The sequence below is a fragment of the Sphingobacterium sp. HJSM2_6 genome (genome assembly GCF_049316305.1).
Lineage (GTDB): Bacteria > Bacteroidota > Bacteroidia > Sphingobacteriales > Sphingobacteriaceae > Sphingobacterium.
Genome location: NZ_JBMOXB010000009.1, coordinates 165,585 through 178,015 on the forward strand (window position 1 = coordinate 165,585; position 12,431 = coordinate 178,015).

Annotated in this window: 10 protein-coding genes; 4 read left to right on the top strand and 6 right to left on the bottom strand. The window is 36.1% G+C overall.

Annotation, left to right across the window (positions count from 1 at the left end):
• On the bottom strand, positions 1-1,191 hold the full coding sequence (locus ACFRAE_RS10055) for an NlpC/P60 family protein (RefSeq protein ID WP_422797023.1): 1,191 nt from the start codon (positions 1,189-1,191) through the stop codon (positions 1-3).
• Positions 1,192-1,405: 214 nt separating this feature from the next.
• On the opposite strand from ACFRAE_RS10055, the gene ACFRAE_RS10060 reads away from it, so the two are divergent.
• Both ACFRAE_RS10060 and msrA read left to right on the top strand, forming a co-directional pair.
• Positions 1,406-2,458 carry a N(4)-(beta-N-acetylglucosaminyl)-L-asparaginase gene (locus ACFRAE_RS10060; RefSeq protein WP_422797024.1) on the top strand — a complete coding sequence of 351 codons (1,053 nt, stop codon included), beginning with the start codon at positions 1,406-1,408 and terminating at the stop codon, positions 2,456-2,458.
• Positions 2,459-2,501: 43 nt separating this feature from the next.
• Entirely contained in the window at positions 2,502-3,011 is a 510-nt protein-coding gene (gene msrA / locus ACFRAE_RS10065) for a peptide-methionine (S)-S-oxide reductase MsrA (RefSeq protein WP_422797025.1), read from the top strand.
• 315 nt (positions 3,012-3,326) lie between these two features.
• Here the strand turns inward: msrA and ACFRAE_RS10070 are convergent, their stop codons facing one another.
• Positions 3,327-3,494, bottom strand: a complete 168-nt coding sequence (locus ACFRAE_RS10070; RefSeq protein WP_422797026.1) for a hypothetical protein — start codon at positions 3,492-3,494, stop codon at positions 3,327-3,329.
• Positions 3,495-4,310: 816 nt separating this feature from the next.
• On the opposite strand from ACFRAE_RS10070, the gene ACFRAE_RS10075 reads away from it, so the two are divergent.
• On the top strand, positions 4,311-4,808 hold the full coding sequence (locus ACFRAE_RS10075; protein ID WP_422797027.1) for a hypothetical protein: 498 nt from the start codon (positions 4,311-4,313) through the stop codon (positions 4,806-4,808).
• Between the two features lie 803 nt (positions 4,809-5,611).
• On the opposite strand, the gene ACFRAE_RS10080 is transcribed toward ACFRAE_RS10075, so the two are convergent.
• From ACFRAE_RS10080 to ACFRAE_RS10095, 4 genes are all read right to left on the bottom strand, one after another.
• Positions 5,612-7,108 (bottom strand): M14 family zinc carboxypeptidase, encoded by a 1,497-nt coding sequence (locus tag ACFRAE_RS10080; protein WP_422797028.1) that lies wholly within the window; start codon positions 7,106-7,108, stop codon positions 5,612-5,614.
• A gap of 1 nt (position 7,109) precedes the next feature.
• Positions 7,110-8,156, bottom strand: coding sequence for a S66 peptidase family protein (locus tag ACFRAE_RS10085; RefSeq protein ID WP_422797029.1), 1,047 nt, complete (start codon positions 8,154-8,156; stop codon positions 7,110-7,112).
• Positions 8,157-8,158: 2 nt separating this feature from the next.
• Positions 8,159-9,493 carry a dihydroorotase gene (locus ACFRAE_RS10090; RefSeq protein ID WP_422797030.1) on the bottom strand — a complete coding sequence of 445 codons (1,335 nt, stop codon included), beginning with the start codon at positions 9,491-9,493 and terminating at the stop codon, positions 8,159-8,161.
• A gap of 185 nt (positions 9,494-9,678) precedes the next feature.
• Positions 9,679-10,359, bottom strand: a complete 681-nt coding sequence (locus tag ACFRAE_RS10095; protein ID WP_422797031.1) for an ATP-binding cassette domain-containing protein — start codon at positions 10,357-10,359, stop codon at positions 9,679-9,681.
• An 855-nt stretch (positions 10,360-11,214) separates the two neighbouring features.
• Between ACFRAE_RS10095 and ACFRAE_RS10100 the strand changes: the two genes are divergently transcribed.
• On the top strand, positions 11,215-12,431 hold a 1,217-nt coding region (locus ACFRAE_RS10100; RefSeq protein ID WP_422797032.1), incomplete at its 3' end, for a carboxypeptidase-like regulatory domain-containing protein.

A 12,431-nucleotide genomic window follows, 5' to 3' on the forward strand; every position in this document is an offset into this window, starting at 1 on the left:
TTATTTTACAGTATAATAAGGGTTATTTTGAATTTTTTCGACCTGCTGGTCATTCACTCCAATATATCTTCTGGCAGCAACCACCGTTCTTGTTTGAAAATCATCGTAATTGGCAGCATCTTTAAACATGGAATTTATGCGAACAGTTCCCGCTGCATGAATAAATTCTCCATTCCCCAGGTACAAGGCCACATGGGTAACTCGCGCATTTGGATTGCTATTTTTACCAGAAGCAAAAAACAAGAGATCCGCTGGCTTTAGATTTTTTAAGGCTTTATTAGCATCGAAATGACCTTCCTGATCCAAAATATCAATTTTCTCCCCTGCCAATACCTGTTGTGACGCATCCCTAGGAATAACATAGCCATTCATAAAATACGAAGTTTTAGTAAAGCCACTGCAATCTACTCCTTTTACAGACGTACCACCCCATAAATAAGGTAAACCCATCATTGTTTTAGCACTTGCAACAACATTTTCCGGAGTTAAGGATCTACTCGTTAACCAGACATCAAACGAAATAGCCTCTGACTTGGGAATATAGGCCATCCGCTTATCTGGGTATTGAACTTGGAAATAGCCAGATTCTTCTCCGATTAAACTCAAAATGTTACCATATACCAAATCCGTCACACGGATACTTTTTAAATCTGCTTGGGAATAAGACTTCCCAAACTCTTGGGTATAAATTAATTTTTTCTGTTTATTCCAAGCAAGCAATTCCGCTTTATTCATGGCTGTGACTGCTGATGCAGGAACCCAGGAAATATATCCTTCCGGTGTTCTCGCCCGATATTCTCCATTGGCTTTTTGCAATAAATCTACTTGGGTACCTAACAGTGCTTGTGTAGCCATTTCTGAGGCATTTCCAGGTTGTGTTCTAAAGTTAGCAACAGAAAGATTGACAATGGCAAATTGTTTATCCCCAACACTACTATCTGGCAAACTATTTATCTTGACTTGAATGGGCAGGCCTTTGATTTGTTTCTGAATAAATGCAGATGCATTATCTTCGGTAGATTCAATTTCAAATCGTTGATTTTTTAAATCGATCACCGTTAACGTGACAATGCGCGTACGTTTATCCGGTGCAAATTGCCGCTTTGCTTCTTGGACAATGGCTTCCAATTTCTTAAGCTGCGTGGAGTCTAATCCATTTGGCTCATGAATAAGCGTTTCTGTATTTTTCATTTGCGATGCCTGTTGCAGACCAAAAGAAATTTTACAGAATAGCAAGAGAAAACAAAATATTGAAGTATTTTTAATCATTATTTGATTAGTTAAATGAATCAAAATTTAATGCGCAAAATGCGTATTTATAACGCATGCAATTAAGCATTTTTTTACGGATTTTGCAATCAATAAAAGCTAAAAACGCAGTAGAACGTATAATTACAAATCAATCATGACGAACAGTAAGCAATCAAGAAGGAATTTTCTAAAACAATCTGTCGTTGCAGCAGCAGGCGTAGGCAGCATAGCTACGGTGATCTCTTGCCAAACAGCATCCAATAAAACAGCAACGATTCGTAAACCCATTGTTATTTCGACCTGGGATTTTGGGGTAGCTGCGAATGCTGCTGCTTGGGAGATCTTAAAAAAAGAAGGTCGCGCATTAGATGCTGTTGAAAAAGGTGTTCAGGTAGCAGAAGCAGACCTTTCTAACCCGACCGTTGGCAAAGGCGGATATCCTGACCGCGATGGACATGTTTCCTTGGATGCCTGCATCATGGATGAGCAAGGGAACTGTGGTTCGGTAGCTGCATTGGAAAATATCGCCTCCCCTATTGCGGTCGCTCGTTTGGTGATGGAAAAAACTCCTCATGTCATGCTAGTAGGTGAAGGCGCCAAGCAATTTGCTATTGAACAGGGATTTAAAGAAGAAAACTTATTGATCGAATCCTCCGAAAAGGCTTGGAAAGAATGGCTTAAGGAAAAGAACTACAAACCAATGATTAATATAGAAAATAAAGCCTTTGCCACAGAAAAATTACCAGGTAATCAATACAATCACGACACTATAGGCATGTTAGCCCTAGATGCCAATGGCAATTTATCTGGTGCATGCACCACCAGTGGGATGGCTTTTAAAATGCGCGGCCGTGTAGGCGATAGTCCCATCATCGGCGCAGGCTTATATGTAGACAATGAAATCGGAGGGGCAACATCCACAGGAGTGGGTGAAGAGGTGATCCGAACGGTAGGAAGCTTCTTGGTGGTTGAGTTGATGCGGCAGGGTTTGTCTCCAGAAGAGGCTTGCAAAGAGGCTGTATTGCGTATTGTGAAGAAAAAACCTGATATCGCGAAGGATATTCAAGTGGGCTTTCTAGCCTTAAACAAACAAGGAGAATATGGCTCTTATGCATTACAAGATGGATTTACATTTGCAATTTGCGACAAGGATAAACAAGACTTAATAGAAAAAGGAAAGTTCCATTACAAAAGGAAAGAAGGCTAATGCTATTTTCTTCGTAAATTTGTCATCCAATAGAATTAAAAATATGATAGCAACATTCGGTGGAGGTTGCTTCTGGTGTACAGAAGTAATCTTTCAAAATACCCCAGGCGTCATTTCAGTAGCCCCTGGATATATGGGCGGGAATCGTGAAAACCCAACTTACGAACAAGTATGTTCTGGCGCAACAGGCCACGTAGAGGTTATTGAAATCAATTATGATGAAACTCAAACTTCCTTTCAAGAATTAATGGAAGTTTTTTTCAAAACCCATGACCCAACCACCTTAAATCGCCAAGGTGCTGATGTTGGAACCCAATATCGTTCGGTTATTTTTTACCATTCGGATGAGCAACAGACAGAAGCCCAAAATTTCGTTAGCGAATTAGAAAATGCACAAGTGTTCAATGCTCCAATCGTCACAGCGATAGAACCTGCTGTAACTTTTTGGGTAGCAGAAAATTACCACCACAATTACTTTAATCAAAATCCTGAAAATCAATTTTGTCAAGTAGTCATTGCTCCAAAACTTAAGAAATTTCTGAGTAGCCGTTAGTATTAAGTAGTTAGTAATTAGATATTTGACCAATAACTAACTACTAACTAACGTAAGTTCGATTAATAACCATATATGAAAACAATAAATATAGGTATCATAGGCGGAGAATTAATGGGAAGAGAAGTCTTTTGGAATTGATCTAAAGGCTTGCTCTGCCATCACAGAAGAAGCAAAGAAACTAGGTAAATTCGTAAGATGTAGCTCTGAAATGCCTTTTCTCTCTGGATTGCATCGAGTCATAAATGGTTACTATTTCCGCTTAGTTAGTTTAGCAACATCTTTCAATAAGATTTGCGCAGTCATATATGTTATTTATTTTCCCCTCTCTTCTTTTGCTTTACCGACCTTGTTGAATAACACGTTGTGAATATCTCCTATTTGGTTATTCGATTGGGAAAGCATTTGCGATATATCATTTAAATGCATGATTAGTTGATCAATTTGATTTTGTAGTTCGATTAGTTGTTTATGGTTTTTCATGCGTTTGTTTATCTTTAGTTTACCTCGTAAAGTTGTGAACTTTAATCGCTCGTCGTCCTGCGAGTTAAGCAAAAGTCGCTGATGAGAAATGCACTAGCATGGTTCAGCGATAAATAAGAAGTATATAGGAAACTGTTTGCGGTATTTTTGACAGCGTGGGACTTATCTACAAGCCTTTTAAAATAGTGTCAACATTGAGGCCTGAGTGACCAACAGGCTTTTATGAAGTGGAGGGATTACTAATGCATTGCAGTTTGTTATATCGTTATGTTAGTAATTTCGTAACGGAATACCATATTTCCTCCTTGAAAAAATTACCAATTGATTTATTTGAGACACCAAAATTGTCAGAGCTATACAAGATTAATTTTCATGTCTCATTAAAATTTAGATATCCAGTAAACACAAAGAATAATAATTCCATTGTGCTATTTCAGTTTTTTTACCTTTAATATATATTAATAAAAAATATATTATTTTAAATAGAATATAATTCTCTTTATAAATATTGTAATTATTCATAAATATTAATATTATTTGGATATTTTATGAAAAAAATTTATTAATTATTGTTCTATTCCTATCAATTGTCAGCTGTATAGATGACCAGCATGAACCGAACAGTGTAGACAATGGGCTTATCGTTGCATTTGGGGGTTTATATGAAGCATTTCAAAATAGTGTAATTAACCAAACATGGAGCTCGATAGAATCACAACTAGGGAATAAATTACCATCTTTAAATGATAGATCTAGAATCCTAGCTGACTACGAGCTTGGTTACAAAGGAAAAAAATGTCAATAAATATCATAAATATGAAAAGGATTTTTTTAGTTACTGTATTGTATTTTTTCATTTCTCTTACTCTTTTTGGTCAGAAAAATGATGATTTTCCTTCATTTGAAAGGGTGTATTCTAGTCTAGCTGTACATTTCAAATATCCTGAAGAACTTAAAGACCATTGTATTCCAACGATTACATTAATGAAGCTTCAATTTGATAATAAAGGGGAGGTACAGAATATTGTTTTCTCTGATAGCGCACAGCCTCGATTTGTTGACTATATGCAAAAAATAAAGAATGATCTTGATTTCAAAAGTATTTATACAGATATCAAAAATAAAGGATATACTTCCAAAACAGTATTAATACCTTTTCAAATTGATTCGGAGAAGATTGGAGAATGTATATCGACAATTTCATCCTCTAATCTTAAAAAAGTATACCTTTTTTCGGGAAAACCATCTTCTGGTGAGTATTTTCTTTATCCATGTATTTATTTCAAGATTGTGGTAGGAAGAACTCATATTTAGAGAGAAAATTGCATTCAAATATAAAGGACTTAACTATATCCTTGTAAGCAATCTCAGAAGGTATGGTAAACATGAAAATGGGTTTATGGGCAGTAGGTAACTTCACATTAATAAAATAAAATAAAATATAACCAACCACTCACGAAAGCCTCCAAGTTTTAAATGAATAGAATTTAATGCAAGTTATAAAAGTAAATCTAGTACGCTCAAAGTATTTTCTTACGATAAGCGAAGCCAAAGAAGAAGAAAAGATCAGTTATTTTCCCTTAGCTCTTCGATGACCAAAATTCCATTTTCAAAAGTCAAATCGAAATGTTAATAGTTATGCTTGCACCGATTTTGGGATAGCTGTTGGATTTTTTTTTGGGAGGGATTAACCTTCCGTCAACTAAAGCGACAGATATGGTATTTAATGCAACATCTGCGGAAAACTTAGGAAAAGACATTAGATCCGGGAATTTCCTAAATACAACTATAAGTAAAAATAAGTCCAATGCCCCCTCGAAAAAGGGAAACTGTCCTTAATAAAAAAATGGGATAAAAAATCAGATCTTATTATTTCTAATGATTACTATGTTTTCCTCTTTAAGTAAAGCACAAATTAGTGATCAAAATTATTTGACACGAACCTTTTATGAAAAGGTATATAATTCAAATTTTATCTCTCAACACAGGACTTGATTTATATTTTTAACAATTGTATTCTCAAGTAATTACACTAAAAAACAAGCGTTTTTATGTTTTAACACTCTTTTTTAATCTTATTTCTTATCCCGAACTCACGTTAGCTACTAAATACTATCTCAAAACACCTGACTCTTAATCAACGGAAGTTCTTCTAAAGGTTTAGACAAGTCAATAAGGTACCCATTTAAAACAGCATATTTTAAAGTACCTGCAGCGTCTGCTAGGTAGAAGTTGGTCGTTCCGCCTAGATCAATGAAAGGTGTACTGGCAAATGAGTTTTTTGCAGTGATATGAATGGGTAAATTATGTAATTTTCCTGCATCCTCCAACTTTGGAGATTTTACAGCAATTCCCATAATTCCTTTTTTCAACAATTCATAGGCTATTGCTGCTGTTAGTGCATTTAATGAATCAATCGGCTTTTCTGCCATTTTTCCCATCACAAACGTTAAACCTTTCGCATCTAACTCTTCATAGCCAAATGACTCTTGTAAATCTCCTACATCTTCCACACGTCCGCGCACAAAGAAGTCTGTACCTACCGTATTTTCTGATCTTCGGATAGCAATATCGCTATTCAATGGTATTGCATCGGAACCAAAAGAAAGGCCTCGCAGCACCAAATCATGTAATTGACTGGTATTATAAGGAATATCCTCATATTGTTTCGCTTCATACTGCTGATAGGATCCTTGCGCAATTTCTAAAAGCGCATTTAAGATGATGATGAAATTAAGTTTACGAATCTGTTGTTTTTCAGGATCACCTTTCATGCCTCCAGACTCAATAAGTACCGTACTTGCTCCCCAGCTTTGGAAATTATCTCCAAAACCTCTTGGGGTATAGGTATCATCGTACCGAGCAATTGCTCCTGGAATATATTGATTCAGCACTTTATTCATCCCAACAATAATTTTCATAGCTCCTTCACGCACTTCATTGACATCACGTTCCTGATTGAATGCAGGCGCAAGTAGGGAAATACTTACAGGTTTGGTAGAACCTGCTGTATTGTAGTAAATATGTTGATCATGTAGATTGAATCCAAATCTTGGAGCAATAGCTTTCGCTCTTGATCGCAACAATGCGCCTTCTACGGTTTGCCCAGCTCTGGCATCACGATTTAAATCGATACGCTGAGCATTCCTTCGCATATACCGCTCGGCACCGTCAGGATTCAACATTGGAATGACATGTATGGCTAATTCTTCCTTTAATATATTCCGAATTGAATCAAATCCATCGCCACTGCCTTTTAGAAAATTAAAGATATCAAATAAGGCCATGGTCGCTGTTGGTTCATCCCCATGCATTTGAGACCAAAGCATAACTTTCTTTGCTCCCTGTCCATAAGTCAATTCATATATTGCCCTCCCTTCTACAGATTTCCCAATTTCATCCAATTTATAAATGGACGATTGTGCATGCTGCTGCAATAAGGAATCTACAGTAACGTGTTTAAATCGACGGTGAATAATTGCGGATTCTTTAAACTGTTCATGCAAATTATTCCATTGACTGGAATCCAGCTGAATTCCTTCGGTACGGGAACCTGATGGAGTTCCACAAGAACTAAACGCCAACAGAAAAGAAAAGAAAATGAATAACCTCATATTATACTAACGCTTTTTCTAAAAACTCTATTGTCCCTTTATCAGCATCCATACGAACTTTGACTCCTACGGGCAATAGAAATTGATTATCGATATGACCAATAACAGCTCCACTGTACGAAGGAATCCCCAATGGTTTAATATAATCCCGAAGAATCTGATCTAGATTTAACGAGCCATATCCGGCAGATGGTGAACAATCTGTGCATTTTCCGAAAACAAATCCTTTGATCTGTTTTAAAATTCCTGCATTCATCAATTGACAGAACATGCGATCTACTTTTTCAGGAGACTCATTTATTTCTTCTAAAAACAATATGGAATCTTTGAAATCTGGCAAGTATGGCGATCCACATAAGCCTGAAATCAAGGTTAAGTTGCCTCCTAAAAGTTTCCCTTCCACTATTCCCGGATTGATAGTGCTTATTCGATCTTTATATTGAACGATACTTTCTCCTTTATTCACCGGATTACTGAACGTTACCAATTTATTGTCGATAAATTGATCGGTAAACGTCTTGGCAACAAAATTACTCCAGGTACTCGCCCCTACAGGTCCATGAAAAGTAACTAAGCCAATTTTAGCATACAAAGCCATAATCAAAGCCGTAATATCACTATACCCTAATAATACTTTTGGATTCCGCGCGATGAGATCGTAATCAATTCTTCCCAACAACCTGGATGCACCACTTCCACCCCGAATACAAAGAATACCCTGAACAGATTTATCAGCAAACATGTCGTGCAGATCCGCTAATCGTTGGTCATCCGTACCGGCAAGGTTCCCATAACGCTCACGAATATATTTACCTTCTTTTACTTTAAATCCAAAATATTGAAGCACTTCTTTCGTCGTGGTAATCGTCTCTTCGTTTCCCAAAGCACTAGCGGGCGTAATGATGCCGATGGTATCTCCTGCTTTTAGAACAGATCCTTTAAGGATAGGAGCTAATAAATTTACGGTTGCCAAGGCATCTGACTTTCCTATCAAGGGCAAGCCCATAACACCTAGACCCAAAGATTTTAAAAATGAACGCTTATTCATGATTATCTATTAAATAATAAACGATGTCCAGAACCCACTTCGATAATTTCACCTTGACTATATGCCAAGTTTCCAGAAACTAAGCTGTGTACTATAGTGGATGAGAATGTATGGTTTTCAAAGGGTGACCATCCACATTTGGATAATATATTTTCTTTGGTCACCGTGTAGGGTTTATTTAAATCAACCAATACCAGATCAGCCCAATAGCCTTCCCTGATAAACCCTCTTTGTTCAATTTGAAACAATATCGCGGTATTGTGAGCTGTTTTTTGCACTAATTGCTCCAATGTAAGTTTGCCAACTTTCACCATATCCAACAATGCTTGCAAAGCATGTTGTACCAATGGACCACCAGAAGGAGCTTGTAAATAAGGTTGCTGTTTTTCTTCTAAGGTATGTGGTGCATGATCGGTTGCAATCACATCAATATGATCGTCCAACACAGCTTGCAAAATGGCGTCTCGGTCATCTTTAGTTTTTACAGCAGGATTCCATTTAATAAAATTCCCCTTTGTCGAATAATCCTCATCGGAAAACCATAAATGATGCACACAGGCCTCTGCTGTAATTTTTTTCTCTTCCAGTGGTATGGTATGATCAAACAATGCCGTTTCACGCGCAGTAGAAATATGTAAAATATGTAATCGAGCCTGATGCTTCTTGGCCAAGGCTACCGCCTTTGAAGAGGATAGATAACAAGCTTCTGCAGAACGAATTAAAGGATGCATTTCAATGCTAATATCGTCACCATATTGGGCTTTAAATTTCGCCAAATTAGCTTGAATCGTAGATTCATCTTCACAATGTGTAGCAATAAGTGTAGGTGCCTGACTGAACAATGCTTCTAACGACTCCTCATTATCCACCAGCATATTACCTGTCGAAGAGCCCATGAATACTTTTATTCCACAAACATCGCGAGGATTGGTCTTTAACACTTCTTGCAAGTTGTCGTTTGCAGCACCCATGAAAAAGGAATAATTTGCTAGGGAGCTGTCTTGCGCTATATCGTATTTATCTTGTAGTAAACGCTGTGTTAAGGTATTTGGAACTGTATTTGGCATTTCCATAAAAGAAGTTGTTCCCCCTGCAACAGCAGCTCGACTTTCGGTAAATATATTGGCTTTATACGTCAGACCTGGCTCTCTGAAATGCACTTGATCATCGATTAAACCTGGCAATAAGTGCAATCCTTCGGCATCAATTTGTTGGTCTGCGGCTTCGTTGATTTCTGGGGCTATCTTTTCAATTCTACCCTGTTTTATGAACAGGTCTAATTTTTCTACCCTTCCTTCATTAACCACTTGGGCATTCTTTATCAAAATTGTCGACATGTGAACTTTTTATATAGAAACAAATATACGATTATAAAGATGCGAAAAACTGCAAGGAATTGCAGTAAATAGACTAGATTTTATTAAAATTTTTAAGCAATTCATAGGATATTACCCCTAATAAGTATGCTTAAAAAACCTGAGCATAATTTAATGAAACGAATTGTTAAGGATATGCATTTTGATTAATCAAAGGTATGATCAGGAACATAAAATGTTTCCAACTCCTGTTTATTATTGATTTTTCTACAGCCACCATTTTCTAATAAATACAATTGATTACATACATCCAATACATTTAGGTATTGATGATCGGAAATTAGTATTCCTTTGCTTTGACTCTTTTCTAAAATAATTTGCTGAATTGTTTCAACTATTATAGGAGTCAAGCCCGAAAATGGCTCGTCTAACAATACGAAACTGGCAGGCATTTCCATGATGAGTAGCACTTCTAATAACCTTAATTCTCCTCCTGATATATTTGCAATTCGCGTATCTAATATGGGTTGAATTAAATCTACTTTCATAATTTTATCTCTGTTAGCCGCTTGACTTATTAGGTATTCTATCATCTGGCGCACGGTATAACTGGTGGGTAAAAAGCTATCTTGAGGAAGATAAGAAACCTCTTTGGTACGAAGCGCACAATTAACTTTTTTACCATTGACACGTATATATGCAAATTTGGCTCTTAAACTTCCAAAAATAATTTTCATTAAAGTCGTTTTACCGCAGCCATTCCTGCCTAGTAAACCTGCAACATCGCCTATTTTTAAGGAAAAATATACTCCAGAAAATAATTGCTTATCATATTGATACCTAAATTCTACCGAATCTACGTATAACTCCCGAACAGCATGTTCCATAGCCAGATTAATAAGTAAATAATAATTGCAATTAGGCTGTTGATAACCAATGAGCTAAAAAATAAGGCTCTTCTTGTATACCCTAAATTATAATATATATAGAACGTATTTTTATCGAAAAACCTAGTCATAAAAAAACTCACTAAGAACCCAAAACTCACAAAAATTTCAGGATAAACAAGTAAAGGCTGTTCTCCTTTATGGACAAAAATTGTAAATAGGGCAATAGAATTTACAAGATTAAGTAAAAGAATTAATCGATAATATCCCCAAGTATACTTATTGAACCAACTCATCATAATAAAATCAGCTATTACTGTTAACAATTTAATCAAATAATTACTGAAATACAATAAATTAACTTCACTTCACAATTGGCTGAAAAGATTTTTAATGATTGAATAAATTTTATACTACGCTTTCAACTCACTCAAATCAAAACTACATAGGAACATTTTTCAAAAAACGATAAATTTAAACTATTATACTAATTATCAATACGATATAAAAATATACTGTTAAACTGAAATTTAGCAAGCACACGCTCCTATGCAATATTTTTTGAAAAATATTTTCACTAATATTTATAAGTAAAACTAAATTAATGTATATTCATAATAAATTGAACAATAAGAATATGAACATTCTAAAAGCAAACCTTTAGAATCGTATTAATAAAATGTTATCTTCAATACCAATCCAATTATAATATTTTTTATTATATATTAATTTAAGCTCGATACTACCTATACAATTCATTAAAAGTTTACTATTTTTTTGAAGTAATAATATTGCAAATTCAAATTTTGTATTACATTTGTTACAATACTAACTTAATAACTAAACAAACAATTTATGATGAAACAAGTATCTATTCTTGTGTTGTGCATCATGTTGATGAGTTCGGCATTTTCACAACAGCGGGCACTCACAGGTACAGTCCTGGATGCCACAACCAATGATCCTATATCTGGAGTAACAGTTCGTGTTCAAGGAAGTACGAAAGCAACTTCCACAGATGAGGCTGGTAAATTCAGTATTGAAGTCCCTGCAGGAAGTTTAACCCTAACTTTCAGCACACTGGGGTACAGCAGCTTAGAAAAGACTGTGTCTGCTCAAGAAAACAATTTAACGATTAAATTAACGAGTTCTTCCAATGCTATTGAAGACGTTGTAGTAACAGCCCTCGGGATAGAGCGGAAAGCGAAAAGCTTAACGTACTCCACGCAAGTCGTAAAAGGGGAAGACTTAACAAGAGTTAAAGATGCCAATCCAATGAATAATTTGACGGGCAAAGTATCAGGTGTACAAATTAACCGAAGTAATTCAGGAATTGGAGGTTCGGTAAATATTGTGCTCCGTGGGTTTAAATCTGGTCGTAGTAATCAACCACTTTATGTGATCGATGGTCTTCCTATCACGAACACTTCTGGTTCTGGAAGTGAAGGTGCTTTTGGAGGAGATACCGATCGAGGAGATGTTTTGAGTACCTTGAATGCGGATGATATAGCCAGTATCAACGTGTTGAAAGGGGCCTCTGCTTCGGCATTATATGGTAGCCAAGGTGCAAATGGAGCCATCATGATTACCACGAAAAAAGGGGCTGCCGGAAATATGAAAATTGACATCTCCAGCGGCTTAACAGCAGACCAAGCATACTACCTCCCTAAATTGCAATACCGCTATAAACAAACGACAGCAGATAGTGAAGAAAGTTGGGGCGAAAAAGGCACGTTCAATGATCATGTGGATGGCTTTTACGACACGGGTACCACTTATATTAATTCGGTTTCATTAAGTGGAGGATCTGATCGTATGCAAAATTACTTTTCTTATGCCAACACCTCGAATAAAGGTATACTTCCAACCAACACGTTTAAACAACATTCTGCAACGGTAAGAAATACCAGTAATTTCTTTGATAGTAAATTAATTTTTGATGGAAGTTTAATGTATTCCAATCAGGATATACATAATAGACCTAGTTCTGGTTTGTATTTCAATGCCTTAAGTGGTCTGTATATGTTCCCAAGAGGGTTAGATTTTAATAAATACAAAACCTACGAATATTT